The 14,414-nt window shown below is 72.7% G+C and carries 15 protein-coding genes; 6 read left to right on the forward strand and 9 right to left on the reverse strand.

Going from position 1 to position 14,414, the window contains the following annotated elements:
* Positions 1-77 precede the first annotated feature (77 nt).
* Both AXK61_RS23345 and pdxH read right to left on the reverse strand, forming a co-directional pair.
* Positions 78-1,304, reverse strand: a complete 1,227-nt coding sequence (locus AXK61_RS23345; protein WP_068574625.1) for an MFS transporter — start codon at positions 1,302-1,304, stop codon at positions 78-80.
* Positions 1,305-1,407: 103 nt separating this feature from the next.
* Entirely contained in the window at positions 1,408-2,028 is a 621-nt protein-coding gene (gene pdxH, locus AXK61_RS23350) for a pyridoxamine 5'-phosphate oxidase (protein WP_068747207.1), read from the reverse strand.
* 33 nt (positions 2,029-2,061) lie between these two features.
* Between pdxH and AXK61_RS23355 the strand changes: the two genes are divergently transcribed.
* Genes AXK61_RS23355 through AXK61_RS23370 form a run of 4 tightly spaced genes read left to right on the forward strand, consistent with a single transcriptional unit; the run spans position 2,062 to position 5,861 of the window.
* A complete protein-coding gene (locus tag AXK61_RS23355; RefSeq protein ID WP_068747122.1) occupies positions 2,062-3,165 on the forward strand; it encodes a citrate synthase 2 in 1,104 nt (367 codons plus the stop codon).
* A 3-nt stretch (positions 3,166-3,168) separates the two neighbouring features.
* Complete coding sequence (serC, locus tag AXK61_RS23360; protein ID WP_068747123.1) at positions 3,169-4,293, forward strand: phosphoserine transaminase; 1,125 nt, start codon at positions 3,169-3,171, stop codon at positions 4,291-4,293.
* A gap of 25 nt (positions 4,294-4,318) precedes the next feature.
* Complete coding sequence (gene sepH / locus AXK61_RS23365) at positions 4,319-5,101, forward strand: septation protein SepH (RefSeq protein WP_068747124.1); 783 nt, start codon at positions 4,319-4,321, stop codon at positions 5,099-5,101.
* 4 nt (positions 5,102-5,105) lie between these two features.
* Positions 5,106-5,861 carry a DUF6928 family protein gene (locus AXK61_RS23370; RefSeq protein WP_068747125.1) on the forward strand — a complete coding sequence of 252 codons (756 nt, stop codon included), beginning with the start codon at positions 5,106-5,108 and terminating at the stop codon, positions 5,859-5,861.
* Between the two features lie 331 nt (positions 5,862-6,192).
* Here AXK61_RS23370 and AXK61_RS23375 read toward each other — a convergent pair whose 3' ends face one another.
* The 3 genes from AXK61_RS23375 to AXK61_RS23385 are packed head-to-tail and all read right to left on the reverse strand — an operon-like array spanning position 6,193 to position 8,572.
* Complete coding sequence (locus AXK61_RS23375) at positions 6,193-7,437, reverse strand: MFS transporter (RefSeq protein ID WP_068747126.1); 1,245 nt, start codon at positions 7,435-7,437, stop codon at positions 6,193-6,195.
* 35 nt (positions 7,438-7,472) lie between these two features.
* Positions 7,473-7,769: a DUF2537 domain-containing protein gene (locus tag AXK61_RS23380; RefSeq protein WP_068747127.1), complete on the reverse strand. Its 297-nt coding sequence runs from the start codon at positions 7,767-7,769 to the stop codon at positions 7,473-7,475.
* The gene (locus tag AXK61_RS23385) at positions 7,766-8,572 is read right to left on the reverse strand and encodes a TrmH family RNA methyltransferase (protein ID WP_068747128.1); all 807 of its coding nucleotides are present in this window, start codon (positions 8,570-8,572) and stop codon (positions 7,766-7,768) included. Before AXK61_RS23385 ends, AXK61_RS23380 begins: the two co-directional genes overlap by 4 nt.
* 24 nt (positions 8,573-8,596) lie before the next feature.
* Here AXK61_RS23385 and AXK61_RS23390 point away from each other — a divergent pair, with 24 nt between their 5' ends.
* Complete coding sequence (locus tag AXK61_RS23390; protein ID WP_068747129.1) at positions 8,597-9,748, forward strand: GNAT family N-acetyltransferase; 1,152 nt, start codon at positions 8,597-8,599, stop codon at positions 9,746-9,748.
* A gap of 105 nt (positions 9,749-9,853) precedes the next feature.
* Here the strand turns inward: AXK61_RS23390 and AXK61_RS23395 are convergent, their stop codons facing one another.
* A complete protein-coding gene (locus tag AXK61_RS23395) occupies positions 9,854-10,288 on the reverse strand; it encodes a MarR family winged helix-turn-helix transcriptional regulator (RefSeq protein WP_068574607.1) in 435 nt (144 codons plus the stop codon).
* A gap of 136 nt (positions 10,289-10,424) precedes the next feature.
* Here AXK61_RS23395 and AXK61_RS23400 point away from each other — a divergent pair, with 136 nt between their 5' ends.
* Entirely contained in the window at positions 10,425-10,613 is a 189-nt protein-coding gene (locus AXK61_RS23400) for a DUF2530 domain-containing protein (RefSeq protein ID WP_068747130.1), read from the forward strand.
* On the opposite strand, the gene AXK61_RS23405 is transcribed toward AXK61_RS23400, so the two are convergent.
* From AXK61_RS23405 to AXK61_RS23415, 3 genes are read right to left on the reverse strand one after another with little or no spacing between them, the layout of a single operon-like run.
* On the reverse strand, positions 10,552-11,160 hold the full coding sequence (locus AXK61_RS23405) for a phosphatase PAP2 family protein (protein WP_068747131.1): 609 nt from the start codon (positions 11,158-11,160) through the stop codon (positions 10,552-10,554). The genes AXK61_RS23400 and AXK61_RS23405 overlap by 62 nt on opposite strands.
* Positions 11,154-13,640 (reverse strand): sacsin N-terminal ATP-binding-like domain-containing protein, encoded by a 2,487-nt coding sequence (locus AXK61_RS23410; RefSeq protein WP_156485802.1) that lies wholly within the window; start codon positions 13,638-13,640, stop codon positions 11,154-11,156. Before AXK61_RS23410 ends, AXK61_RS23405 begins: the two co-directional genes overlap by 7 nt.
* A 37-nt stretch (positions 13,641-13,677) precedes the next feature.
* A complete protein-coding gene (locus AXK61_RS23415) occupies positions 13,678-14,406 on the reverse strand; it encodes a DUF3027 domain-containing protein (protein ID WP_068574599.1) in 729 nt (242 codons plus the stop codon).
* Between the last annotated feature and the right edge of the window lie 8 nt (positions 14,407-14,414).

Genomic DNA, 14,414 nt, shown 5'->3' on the forward strand with positions numbered 1-14,414 from the left:
GCGACCAGCGCGAGCAGCATCGCAGCGACGACGGTGAGCATCCGTTGCATCCTCATACCGCGCAGGATACTGGGGGCTCAGCGCGTGACGCGGTAGCGGACGAAGGCGGGCACGGCCAGCGCCGCGAGCACCGTGAACACGATCACGAGCACGCCGCCGCCCGCGGCGGCCATCGCGGCACCGGCGGTGGCGGCCGCTGCGCCGTGCGCGGCGTCGCCGATCCGCGGCCCACCGGCCACGACCACTGTGAAGACGCCCTGCAGGCGGCCGCGGACGTCGTCGGTGGCGGCCTCCTGCAGCATCGTGGTGCGGAAGGCGGCGGAGAACATGTCCGCGGCACCGCCCAGCGCGAGCATCACCAGCGCCGCCCACAGCCAGCTGAAGTGGGCCGCCACGCCGAAGCCGGCCATCGCGGCGCCCCACAGCACGATCATCACGATCACGGACAGCCCCTGCCGCGAGACCCGTGAGGTCCAGCCGGAGAGCACGCCGCCGAGCACGGCGCCCACCGACATCGCTGCGAACAGCGCCCCGAACACGAAGCCGCCCTCCATCGGATCCCCGAAGTTCTCGTGCGCGATCTGCGGGAACAGCGCCCGCGGCATGCCGAAGACCATCGCGATGATGTCGACGACGAAGCTCATCAGCAGCACCTTGTGGCCGGCGAGGTAACGGAAGCCGTCGATCACCGAACTGAGCCCCAGCGACTGTCCCCTGTCCTCCGCCTTGATCGACGGCAGCCGCCACACCGCCCACAGGGTGAGCATGAGCGACGCGGCGTCCAGCGTGTACAGCCAGTGCACGCCGATGATCGGGATCAGCGGCGCGCCCAGCATCGGCCCGGCGATGGCGCCGAACTGCATGACGGTCATGTTCAGCGAGTTCGCCGCCGGCAGCTGCTCGGGCGGGACGAGTCGGGCGTAGATCGCGGAGCGGGTGGGCTGGTTGACACCGAAGAAGGCCTGCTGCAGGGCGAAGGCGCCGAGGATCAGCCACACGTTGTTCGGCAGCACGGCCAGCAGCAGCGCGGTGCCGGCCAGCCCGAGCGTGGTGCCGATGATGACCAGCCGGCGGTCGAGGGCGTCGGCGATCGCGCCGCCCCAGAGCCCGAAGATCACCAGCGGGACCAGGCCGAAGACGCCGGTCAGGCCGACGTACGCCGAGGATCCGGTGATCGCGTAGATCTGGGCGGGGACGGCGACGGCCGTCAGCTGCGCCCCGATGACGGTGACGATCCCCGTCCACCACAGCCGCCGGTAGTCGGGATTGCGGAGCGGACGCGTATCCGCCAGGAGTCTCGGCACCGAAAGATCCTACGACTTCCTCACGACCCACCCGCAATTGAACACCGTTATGGAGAATCCGACCTGCGGTTTCCCTCTCCATAACGGTGTTCAATTGCGGCGGTCAGGGCTGGAGGCGCACCGCCGCGTAGTCGGGGGCGACGAGCCGCACGCGGTTGTGCACGCGGTTCTCCCGGCCCTGCCAGAACTCGACGACCTGCGGCGCGATGCGGTAGCCGCCCCACTCCGGCGGCACCGGCACGTCCACGCCCTCGAACCGGGCCTCGACCTCGGCGAACCGGTCCGCCATCTCGGCCCGCGAGGCCACCGGCCGCGACTGGTCCGACGCCCACGCCCCGAGTTGCGAGCCCCGGGGCCGCTCCGCCCAGTAGGCGGCCGTCTCCTCCGGGAGCACCTTCGTCACCGCGCCGCGCACGTGCACCTGCCGGTGGATCGCGATCCACGGGAAGGTCACGGCCGCCACGGGATTCGCCTCCAGCGCGCGGGCCTTGTCCGAGCCGTAGTTGGTGTAGAAGACGACGCCGCGCTCGTCGAGCCCCTTGCACAGGACGGTTCGGGTGGCCGGGAGCCCCGCATCGTCGACGGTGGCCAGCACCATCGCGTTGGGCTCGGGCGCCTGCGCGGCGACGGCCTCGTCGAACCAGGAGCGCCACAGCGGCACCCAGCCGGCCGCGAGGTCCTCGGGCTGCAGATCGAACGGGTCACCGTCGTACTTCTCGCGCATCGCCGTGAGGTCCACGCCACTAAGGTTAGGCGCATGACTGAGATTCCCGGCGGACTGGAAGGCGTGGTCGCGTTCTCCACCGAGATCGCGGAGCCGGACAAGCAGGGCGGGGTGCTGCGGTACCGGGGCGTCGACGTGGCCGATCTGGTGCGCAACCAGGTCACCTACGCCGAGGTGTGGGGCCTGCTGGTGGACGGGGAGTTCGGCAACCCGCTGCCCGCCGCCGAGCCCTTCCCCCTGCCGATCCACAGCGGCGATGTCCGCGTGGACGCGCAGGCCGGCCTCGCGATCCTCGGGCCGCTGTGGGGGTACGAGCCGCTGCTCGACATCGACGACGCGACGGCGCGGGAGAATCTCGCGCGCGCCTCGGTCACCACGCTGAGCTTCGTCGCGCAGTCGGCACGCGGCCTGGAGAAACCGGCAGTGCCGCAGCGGATCATCGATCAGTCCCCCAATGTCACGCATCGGTTCATGACCCGGTGGCAGGGCGAGCCCGACCCGGACCACGTGCGCGCCATCGACGCCTACTTCGTCACGGCGGCCGAGCACGGCCTCAACACCTCCACGCTCACCGCGCGCGTCATCGCGTCGACGGGGGCCGATGTCTCGACGGCCCTCTCGGGTGCGGTCGGCGCCCTGTCGGGCCCGCTGCACGGCGGCGCACCGTCGCGCGTGCTCCCGATGCTCGACGAGGTGGAGCGGACCGGGGACCCGCGCCGGTCCGTCACCGACCGGCTGGACCGCGGCGAGCGGATCATGGGCTTCGGGCACCGCGTGTACCGCGCGGAGGACCCGCGCGCCGAGGTCCTGCGGACCGTCGCGCGCACCCTGAACGCGCCGCGCTACGAGGCGGCCGCAGCCCTCGAGCGGGAGGCGAACGCGCTGTTCGCCGAGCGCAGGCCGGACCGCGCGATCTCGACCAATGTCGAGTTCTGGGCGGCTGTGGTGCTGGACTACGCGGGCGTGCCGGTGCGGATGATGCCCGCGATGTTCACCTGCGCCCGCACGGCCGGGTGGTGCGCCCACATCCTGGAGCAGAAGCGCGCGGCCAAGCTCATCCGCCCGTCCGCGCAGTACATCGGGCAGGGTCCGCGGCAGCCGGAGGACGTGCCCGGTTGGGACACCATTAGGATTTAGGGCATGACGATCGAGATTCCCGCCGCGCTCAAGCCCGTCGACGGCCGCTTCGGCTGCGGCCCGTCCAAGGTCCGCCCGGAGCAGCTGAGCTCGCTCGTCGAGACCGGCGCGTCGGTGTTCGGCACCAGCCACCGTCAGGCGCCGGTGAAGAACGTCGTCGGCCGCGTGCGCGACGGCCTGAAGGATCTCTTCTCCCTCCCCGAGGGCTACGAGGTGGTGCTCGGCAACGGCGGCACCACCGCGTTCTGGGACGCCGCGGCCTTCGGCCTGATCCGCGAGCGCAGCCAGCACTTCACGTACGGCGAGTTCTCGAACAAGTTCGCCTCGGTCGCCAAGGGCAACCCGTTCATCGGCGATCCGGTCGTCGTCTCGAGCGACCCGGGCTCGGCCCCCGAGCTGGTGGCCGACGGCACCGTCGACCTGATCGGCTGGGCCCACAACGAGACCTCGACGGGCGTCGCGGTGCCGGTCAGCCGCCTCGCCGGCAGCGAGAACGCGCTCATCGCGATCGACGCCACCTCGGGTGCGGGCGGCCTGCCGGTGAACGTCGCCGACACCGACGTCTACTACTTCGCGCCGCAGAAGTGCTTCGCCGCCGACGGTGGCCTCTGGGTCGCGCTCATGAGCCCCGCCGCCCTCGCGCGCGTCGAGGAGATCAAGGCCTCGGGCCGCTACACCCCCGAGTTCCTGTCGCTGCCCATCGCGGTCGACAACTCGAGCAAGAACCAGACCTACAACACCCCCGCCCTGGCCACGCTGCTGATGTTCGCGAACCAGATCGAGTGGATGAACGGCAACGGCGGCCTGGACTGGTGCGTGGCCCGCACCAAGGACTCCAGCGACCGTCTCTACCAGTGGGCCGAGGCCAGCGAATTCGCCACGCCCTTCGTCGCGGATCCCGCCCTGCGCAGCCAGGTCGTCGGCACCATCGACTTCGACGAGAAGGTCGACGCGGCCGCCGTCGCCAAGACGCTCCGCGAGAACGGCATCGTCGACACCGAGCCGTACCGCAAGCTGGGCCGCAACCAGCTGCGCATCGGCATGTTCCCGGCGATCGACCCCGAGGACGTCACCGCCCTGACGAAGTGCATCGATTTCGTGGTCGAGCGCGTGTCTACGGGCGCGTAACGATTCGATAACCTACCCTGAATTCATGCAGGAGTTGCGGGTCACGGGAGTGGACGACGACGGGACGTCGGTGGTCTGCGAGGGCCCCGCGGGACGTTTCCGCCTGCCGATCGACGACACCTTGAAGGCGGCTGTGAACGGCGAAATGACGGGCGGGCAGACGGAGCTCGAGCTGGGCGCCGACCTGTCGCCGCGGGAGATCCAGGCCCGTATCCGTGCGGGCGCCACCGTCGAGGAGATCGCCGAGCTGACCGGCGCCCCGAACCACCGGATCAAGCGGTTCGCGGGTCCGGTGTTGCTGGAGCGCTCCCGCGCGGCCGAGATGGCGCAGCTCGCGCATCCCGTGCGCGGCGACGGCCCGATGCACGTCACCCTCGCCGATGTGATCCACACGGCGCTGGCCGAGCGCGGGCACGCCGACACCACCGAGTGGGACGCCTTCAAGGGCGCCGACAACCGGTGGGTCGTCGCCATCAGCTGGAGCGTCGGCAAGTCCCGGAACCAGGCGCACTTCCGGTACGCGCCCGGCGCCCACGGCGGCACCGCGAGCCCCATCGACGACACCGCCCGCGGCCTGCTCGATCCCGATGCGCGGCAAGGACTCCGGAGCATCGATCGGTCGGTCGACGAGCCCCTGCGGGCCGTGCCCGTCGCGCGCGGTCCGGTCGTGGAGGGCGTGGTCGAGGAGCGCGCCGAGCGTCCGGCCCAGGCCCCCGCGGCCGCGGTGGGCCAACACGGGCGTCGTCATCCCGAGATGCCGTCCTGGGAGGACGTGCTGCTCGGGGTCCGCGGCGGGAAGAACGGCTAGGGGCGTGGGCGCTACAGCTGCGACGCTCTGGTTCATCGACGTGGCGGAGCCGAAGGGCATCCTGGCGATCGCCGGACGGCCCGACGAGGCCGCCTCCCGCGTCATCGCCGAACAGGTGCTCGGCGGCCCCGTCGCCGGGCGACCCGAGTCACTGGCCCGCGCGGCCGACCCGCTGCCCGGCCACGTGTACGTGGCCGCGTGGGGCGGGCTGACGGTCGTCACGCACGAGGGCCTGCGGGTGGACCGACCATCCGACCTCGACGAGTCCTGGTGGAACCTGCTCCCCGCGCATCGCACGTTCCTGCTGGTCGCGGATCCGGAGCGGGCCGTCGGCGGGTTCGCCGTGCGCGCCGACGGTGCGCCGAAACGCGCCTTCTCCGCGCATCCCGTGGACATTCTCGAGGACGAGGGCCTGCCCGAGCTCTTCGAGGGCCCGTTCTGGGCCGGCGCGCATCCGCTCACCTACGCCGAGGGCGTCGTCCCCGACCCGCGCGCGCTGCCCTTCCACCCGATGGAGTTCGCGGAGCAGGCCAACCGCGAGATCCTCGGCTTCCGTTACACGCACCCCCTCGACGCCGCCGACCTCGACCCCGCCCGGGTCCAGGTCGTCGACTTCGTCCTGGCCTCCGAGATCCCCACTCCGGCCCCGCAGCAGGCCCAGGCCCCCGGGCCCGACGGTGCGCCGCACCCCCCGGTCGATCAGCCCCAGGGCGCGGATCCCGACGATCGCGGCAAGGTCCGCAGCTTCTTCGGCTTCTGATCCCACCTGCCCGGGTGACCGGGCATTTCGGGTGTGGGAAGCCATCCGCACCCGAAATGCGCCAGCGCACCCGGCATGCAGGGTGCGACCGCGCGAAACGGGTGCGGCAGCGCATCCGCACCCGAAATGCCCGCTGCGCGCGGGGAAAGTGCCGCGCAGCGCAGCGGGCGCTGTGATCGGCGCAGCGAGATCGCTCACTGACCAGTGAGGCCGCCACTCGCGGTACCCGAAACCCCGCGGGCATGCAGATCGCGTATACCCCTGGGCCGACAAAGCCCTGTGACCTGATGAAATGCGAGGCATGCGCCCGGCGCATGACTGCTCCGGCCGACTACACCTCCTCCGGCGCCTCCGCGGCGGCGGGAGTGGGAGCGGATGCGGACCGTCGAAGCGCGTACGCGCCGCACAGGGCGCAGGTGACCGCGGAGACCACTCCGCCCACCAGGAGCGGCGCGGCGGGCGTGGTGACGTCGGCGATCGCGCCGAGCAGCGGGGCGCCCAACGGCGTACCGCCGAGGAAGGCCAGCATGTAGATGCCCATCACCCGGCCGCGGAACTCGGGGTCCACCGACAGCTGCATGATGCTCATCGCGGAGGTGGTGAACGACATCTGCAGCAGCCCGACCCCCACCAGCAGCACCGCCACCGCCCAGAACCACGGCGCGAGCCCCGCCAGCACCGACGCCACACCGAAGGCGCAGCCCCCGATCAGCGCGGTCCGCATCGACGCGATCCCCGTGCGGCGGGCGGCGATCAGCGCACCGCCGAGCGTGCCGACGGCGAGCATCGTCGACAACAGCCCGTACGCGTCGGCGCCCAGCCCGAACCCCTGCCGCGCCAGCAGCGACAACGCCAGCGGGAAGTTGATGCCGAAGGTCGAGACGAAGAACACCGCGACCAGCACCAGCACCAACTCACGCCGCCGCCGGACGTAGGCGAACCCGGCCCGCAACTGCCCCTTCGCCCGCTCCACCGGCGGTGACGGGAACAGCTCGCCCGGCCGCATCGCCACCAGCGCCACCACGATCGCGCCGGTGAACACCGCGTTCACGGCGAACACCCAGCCGGTGCCGACGCCCGCGATGAGCAGGCCGGCGATCGCGGGCCCGACGATCCGGGCGGCGTTGAACACCATGGAGTTCAGGCCGATCGCGTTGGGCAACAGCTCCGGCCCGACCATCTCGATGGTGAAGGCCTGCCGGACCGGCCCCGCGATCGCGGCGTTGCAGCCGAAGACGAAGGCGAGCAGCAGCACGTGCCAGAGTTCGACCACACCGGTCAGCGTCAGCACCGCCAATGCCGCCGCGCAGAGCGCCGCCGCGGTCTGCGTGACCATGAGCATGCGGCGCTTGTCGTACCGATCCGCGAGCAGCCCCGCCCACGCCGACAGGAACAGCGTCGGCCCGAACTGCAGCGCCATCACCACACCCAGCACCCAGCCCCGGCCGTGTGCGAGGTCGAGTACCAGCCAGTCCTCGGCGACGCGCTGCATCCAGGTCCCGGTCAGGCTGACCGCCTGGCCTCCCGCCCAGAGCCGGTAGTTCCTCGCTTTCAGGGACACGAAGACACTCGGCACTCGTCCGATAGTAGTCCTAAGTTTCTGGCCGGATCTCAGACCAGCCCGCTCGTCAGCGCTCCGACCACCGCGCACCAGGCGATGACGACCGCCCCGGCGAACCCCGCGCAGAACCATCGCGTCACGGGGCGCCGACGGTACGCCGCCAGCACCGGCACGGAGCCCGCGGTCCCCAGCGCGAGGAGGAACAGTCCCAGCCACCGGTTCACCATCATCACCGCCACGAACAGCCCGGAGAACACCCCACCCGCGAGCAGCGCCACTAGCGTCGCGACCGCGACACCGGTGAACCACGGCGGATACCGCGGCGGGAACGACCGGGGCGCGTTCACGTGCGTGCGCGCTCGTAGAGGGCCAGGGCGGCGGCCGTCGCGACATTGAGCGAGTCGGTGCCGCGCGACATCGGGATCCGCGCGCGGACATCGGCCGCGGCCATCGTCTCCGGAGTGAGGCCGGGCCCCTCGGCGCCCACGAGGTACGCGACCCGGTCCGGGGCACCGGCGACCGCCCCGGCCACCGTCGTCTCCCCCGACGGGGTGAGCGCCACCGTCCGGAACCCGTGCCGCGTCAGCAGCGACAGGCCGTCGCCGGGCCATCCGTCCGCGGGCAGGTACGCGAAGGGCACCAGCAGCACGTGCCCCATCGACACCCGCACCGCGCGCCGGTACAGCGGGTCCGAGCAGCGGGGTCCGAACAGCACGGCGTCGGCGCTCAGGCCTGCGCCGTTGCGGAAGATCGACCCCAGGTTCTCGTGATCGTTGACGCCCTCGAGCACGACGACGGTGCGCGCCCCGGCCAGCAGGTCCGCCGCCGCGAGCGGTCGGGGCCGCCGCGCCGCGGCGAGCACGCCGCGATTGAGGTGGAAGCCGACCACCCGCGCCATGAGGTCGGCGGTCACGAGGTAGCGCGGCACCTCCGGCGCGACGCCGTCGAGGCGCGCGAGCTTGGACTCGACACCCATGATCGCGTGCGGCACGAACCGCGACGCCAGCATCCGCTCCACCACGGGCACGCCCTCGGCGAGCACGACGCCGCGCGCCAGATCGGGCCGCCTGTCCGCCGCCGACAGGTCGCGGAAGTCGTTCAGCCGCGGGTCATCCGCGTCGTGAATCGGATAAATCGGTTGCGCCTGCACACCACCAGCCTAATATCGGGCCACGTGATCGAGATCCGTACCGCCGTCGAGGCCGACTGGCCGGAGATGTTCGCGCAGGACGTGCGCGCCTTCGGCTCCCCGTTCGAGACCGAGGCGCGCCCGCTGATCCGGCGCACGCTCGACCTCGACCGGTTCGTCGTCGCACGGGACAGCTCCGACGGTGCCCTGGTCGGCGTCGCGGGGTCCTTCGCGCTGACCCTGACGGTGCCCGGCGGCGCGCAGCTGGACGCGCCGGGCGTCACGTGGGTGTCGGTGGCGCCCAGCCACCGGCGGCTGGGCGTCCTGCGGAGCATGCTCGACGAGCTGCACGCCCGCCACCGCGCCGAGGGCGCCGCCGTGGCGGTCCTCACCGCCAGCGAGGGCACGATCTACGAGCGGTTCGGCTACGGCGTCGCGACCCTGGTCGACGAGGTGACGATCGCGCGCCGCACCGCGCGCCTGCGCGATCCGCTCCCCGGTCCGCTGCGCTCCCGCGCGGTCGAGGCCGACGCGGCCCGCGAGCGCGTCGAGGAGCTGTACCGCCGCTGGCACGCCGCGACACCGGGATCCGTCTCGGCGGAGCAGTTCTGGGAGCTGTTCCACGCGGATCCCGAGTGGGCGCGCTGGGGCGGCTCGGCCCGCCGGTACCTGCTGCACCCCGACGGCTTCGTGACCTACCGGGTGGACGAGAAGGACCGGGCGCAGCTCGACGACGTCAAGGCGCTGACCGACGACGCGGCCGCCGACCTCTGGCAGACCGTGTTGGGACTGGACATCTTCGACGTGGTGACCGCCGACCTGCCCTCGGACCATCCGCTCCGCGAGATGCTCGTCGACCCGCGGTCGGTGAAGACCACCGACCGCAAGGACCGGCTGTGGCTGAAGTTCCTGGACGTGCCGGCGGCGCTCGAGGCCCGCACCTACGAGAGCGACGGCGACCTCGTGCTCGCGGTCGACGGGGTCCCGTACCGGCTCACCGTCTCCGGCGGCACGGCGCGCTGCCGGGCGACGGAGGAGGCACCGTCGGTCTCGATGACGGGGCCCACCCTGGCCGGCCTGTACCTGGGCGCGACGGCGCCGAGCACACTGGACCGCGCCGGGCGGTTCGCCGGAGAAAGCACCGCGCTGCGGATTTTCTCGACCTCCCGGCAACCGGAACTCGGCACATCGTTCTAACCCGCCGAGAAATTCATCCCATGAATAAGTAATTGCCCGAGAAAAGGAACGGCCCTATCGGAATCAATCCGATAGGGCCTGATGATGAAACCGGGTGAATCCGCCTTACTTCTCCTCGGCCGCAATGAGTCCGTTGAGAATGTCCACGGCGCCGTTCAGCGTGGACCGCTGCTCCGCGGTGAGGTCCGCGAGCTTGCCGCGCAGCCACGCCTCGCGCGCCGCGGCCTCGCCCGTGATGACCCGTTCGCCCTCGTCCGAGAGGCTGACGATCACCTGACGCCCGTCCGTGGGGTGCGGAGCTCGCCGCACCAGCCCCAGGTCCGCGAGGGATGCGATGACCCGCGTCATCGACGGCGGCTGCACCCGCTCGCGGGCGGCGAGTTGGCCCGGCGTGAGCGGCCCGTCGTTCGCAAGAGCGTTGAGTGCGGAGAGCTGCGTCAAGGAGACGAGCGAATCACGCCGCCGGCCACGCAAGTGGCGGGCGAACCGCACGGTGGCCAGCGCGAGTTCTCCAGCCAGCCGATCGTCATTGTCAGTCACGGCGTTAGACTACATCCGTCAGAATGTTTTCCGCGCACGAACCCCGGGAGAACCCGTGAACCTTCAAGGAAGCGATCCCGAACACGTCACGGAAGCCCCTGAACTTCCCCGCACTCTCACCGAACCGCGCCCGGTCGTGATCGCCGGAACGATCTTGTTCGCGGCATTCTTCGTCGTCACGCTGCTCGCCCGGAACACCTTCGGCGCGGCGTGGATCGTGTGCGCGTGCGGCGTCGGGGTCGGGATCCTCGGCGCGACGGTCCTCACCCTGCAGCGGCGGGCGGCCCTCCGGGGCGATCGAGGGGCGCAGCGCGGGCTGGTCTGACCCGGCGCAGCACCGCCGCGCGCACCGCGAACCCCAGCCCCACCACCACCAGCCCGATCGCCCAGCCCGCCAACACGTCCGTCATCCAATGCGCCGCCAGGTACACCCGGCTCAGGCCGATCGCGATCGAGCCCGCCAGTGCGGCGGCCAGCGGCCACCGCCTGCCGGTGAGCGCGTGGGCGGCCACCGCGAGGGTCGTGAGCACCACCATCGAGTTCAGTGCGTGCCCGGACGGGAAACTGAGACTGTCGATCTGGAGCAGCCGCGGAGGGATCGGCGGCCGCTCCCGGCCGAGGGCGTTCTTGACGCCGATCATCAGGAAGAGGCCCGACAGCGAGGTCAGGCCGCAGTACAGCGCCCACCCGATGCGGCCCCGGTACAGCAGGACGAGGAAGCCCACGATCGCGATCGCGAACATCGGCACCGTGTTGCCCACCGTCGTGATCGCGCGAACCACCGCCGTCAGCGCCTCGGACCGGATCGACACGACCCAGTCGAGCACCGCCCGGTCGACCGGATTCGGCCAGGCTCCGTCCTGCATCACCATCGACCCGACTGTACGTGCAGGACACCCTCCTCGAGGACGTACGGCACCCGCCGCTCCCCGACGGCCACCCGCACGATGAGCTCCTCGTGGATCTCCGTCTCCGGCGCGTCCGGCAGCTCACCGAGGGCCTGCGCCAGCGTCACCCCGGGATGTGCGCCGCGCACGAACCGGTCACCGCCGCTGACGATCTCGATCGGCTCCGCGCCGGCCAGCGGCAGGTCGAGGGTGTCCGCGAGGTCGGCGGCCACGTCGAGCCCGCCGAAGACCAGGCCGTCGGCGGTGAACCGCGCGTGCGGCACGTCGAGCACGGCGGCGGCGTCCGCGTCGAGGACCGCACCGTCGATGCCCCGAACCCGAGAGGGCAACCGCGCCAGGCGATGCCCCGCGATCGCCCGGTGCGCCGCGAACACCACTGCCGGGGTCGGCGACCGATCCGGGTCGGCCAGCGCGTCGGCGAGGACCTGCGCGTCCGCCTCACCGCGCACCGCGGTGAACAGCGCCGCGCGCAGGCGGCCCCCGTCGGGGTGCGTGCACGGGTCCAGCAGGCCCGCGAAGGAGTCGTCGTCGGATGAGCGCAAGCGCCCCAGAGCGGTGTGCGTGCGCAACCACCACGCCGTGTAACCGCCCGGATCATCCAGCACGCCCGGCAGTTCCGCGATCAGCGCCAGCGCGGGATCCCAGTGCTCCACCAGGTCCAGGTCGCGCACCGCGACCAGCTCGTCCGGCTCGCCGGGCAGCTGCGCCCACCAGTCCTCGGCACCGTCGAGGCTCGGCTCCGGCTCCGTCGGCAGCGCCTCTCGGAGCACGCCGAAGGACCAGCCCACCCCGATCGCCCGCAGCGCCGCGGCGGGGTACCGCGCCTCGAAGTCCGGGTCGACGGTGCCGTACGGGTGGTCCGCCCCGAGCGCGGCCCGCAGCGGAGCCCCGGCGGCCAGGAGCTCATCCGCGGGGTACAGCGCACCGTCGTCGCCCGGGACCGGGAGCGCGCCCAGCCAACCGGGCCCGACGATGCCGTCCTCCCCCAGCAGGCCCAGCACGGCCTCGGTGAGCTCGACGTCCTCGTCGGAGGGCCCCGCCTCCCAGTCGATCCGGCCGACCTCCTCACGGAGCGCGGGATCGCCGAGCAGGTCCGCGGCCGCGAGCCGGCGGGCACCGGCCCGCTCCAGCAGCGGGTGCTGCGCGGCCGGATGCACGACGCGGGCCCAGGTGACGAGGGCGAGCGCATCGGCGCCGCCCGCGACGAGCGCCGCGCCGCGCGCACCGGTGACGACACGGCCGTCGGCGAGCGGGACCGGCAGCGCGCCGAGATCGTCCGCAGACAGGCGTGCCGCGTCGAGCGCCCCGTACACCCCTGCGTACCAGCCGGGTTCGCGATCGCGGGGCATCGCGTCGGCGAGGTCGGCGGCGGTCAGCTCGCGCGCACCGAGCGCGATCAGCCGCGCCGCGTCGGGCGCCGACGAGAACGCCGGCGGCACCAGCGGCAGGGTCTCGGACAGCAGCGCGAACAGCTCGTCGGTGAGCCCCGGCAGCACCGCGGCGCGGTCCGGGCGCAGCCGCGCACCGTCGGGCCCGGGGACCCAGGCGTGCCCGCGCAACTCGTCCTCGATCACCTCGCGGAGCAGCGCGTCGACGGCCCCGGCGGGCGGGCGGCGCGGTGGGAGCAGGGGCATCGGGTCGGGCCGGGAGGCGACGAAGGCGGCGTAGCCGCGGGCCGCGCGCGCGATGTCGGCATCCGGGTGCAGGCGGCGGCGGTCGGGCGTGGTCGGCAGGTCGGCGATGACCCGCACGGGCAGGGTCAGCGGCTCGTCGGTGCGGGTCGGCGCGTGCAGGAACCGCGCGTCGGCGCCGATCACCCAGCGCGCGTGCGGGCCGTGTCCCTCGACCAGGTCGGGACGCCCGGTCCGCTCCCCCTCGACGACGACCGCGGCCAGCGCGGGCAGGTCCAGCAGGAGGTCCTCGGCCTGTTCGGCGAACTCGCCGACCAGCGCGGGATCCGCGCCCACCAGCACGATCTCGGTGGCGAAGCCCGCGCGGGGCGGCGTGTCCAGCGGGTAGGGCAGCCGCATCACGGCGACCTCGGCCCGGCCGGCGTCGGCGCGTGAGCGTTCCGCGGAGAACGCGATCCCGCCCTCCGCGGAACGGATCTCGACGTGATCGGTCACCGTGAGGACCGCGGCGAAGCCGACGCCGAACCTGCCGACGGAGCCCGCGGCACCGTCGGCCTTCGGGGAGACGCGCAGGGCGGCGAGCGAGGCCACGCCCGCCGTGGACAGCGGCGTACCGGTGTTGGCGACGTGCACCCCGTCGGGCTCGGCCCAGACGGCCAGCTCGCCCGGGACGCCGGCCGCGGTCGCGGCGTCGGCGGCGTTCTGCGCCAGCTCGACGGCGACCCGGTCGCGATAGCCGACGTCGACCAGATCGCACTCGGAGGCGAGGTCCTCGGCCGCGCGGGTGGGCGAATCACGCCAGGCGGCGAGCACGGCCGCCCGCAGCGCGGCGGTCCCGAAGGGGTCCCGCTCAGCCGTGTTCGACAGGGACCTTCTCCACTGCGCCGTCGTCGTAGGGCTCGTAGGCCGGGCTCCCCTGGCCCGACGGTGCCGCCACCGACGAGTGCGCGCCGCAGCCGTAGTGCGCGTGCACGACGTGCCCGTCGGCCGAGTACTCGTTGCCGCACGCGCCGAACGCCGCGCCCAGCACGCCGGCCAGCGGCAGGAAGAAGGCGCAGTCGCCGCAGTGGTACCGGGTGGAGCGGGCCATCTCCGACTCGGGGCCGAACGCTCCGGCCAACCACCGCTCCGCCGCGTCCACGCGGCCGATCCGGGACATCACGCGCTCGAGGTTCACACCGATCTCGCCGGCCACCTCGTCGACCGCCGGGTCGCCCGAGAGGGTGTACCCGGGCTCGATGCGCTCGTCGGCCTCCCGGGGCGGCAGCACGTCGCCCGGAGCGAGGTCGCCCGCGCGGACCCGCCGATCCCACGGCACCCACTCGGGGGCGGTCAGGGACCCGGGGCCGGGCAGCAGCGCCGTCTCGGACACCGTCAGCTCGCCACCGGGCGTGGCGGCGATGACGGCGCACCACTGCCAGCCGCGGTACGCGGGCAGGTTCGCCTCGAAGTAGTGGGCCACGGCGAACTCGTCCTCGACGACCGTGGCCACGTGCGCACCCACCGGCGCGCCCTCCTCGGCTTCCAGCACGGCACGCGCGAGGTCGACCGCGGCACCTGACTGCAATGCGGAACTCACCTGAGTGA

The organism is Tsukamurella pseudospumae (assembly GCF_001575205.1).
Lineage (GTDB): Bacteria > Actinomycetota > Actinomycetes > Mycobacteriales > Mycobacteriaceae > Tsukamurella > Tsukamurella pseudospumae.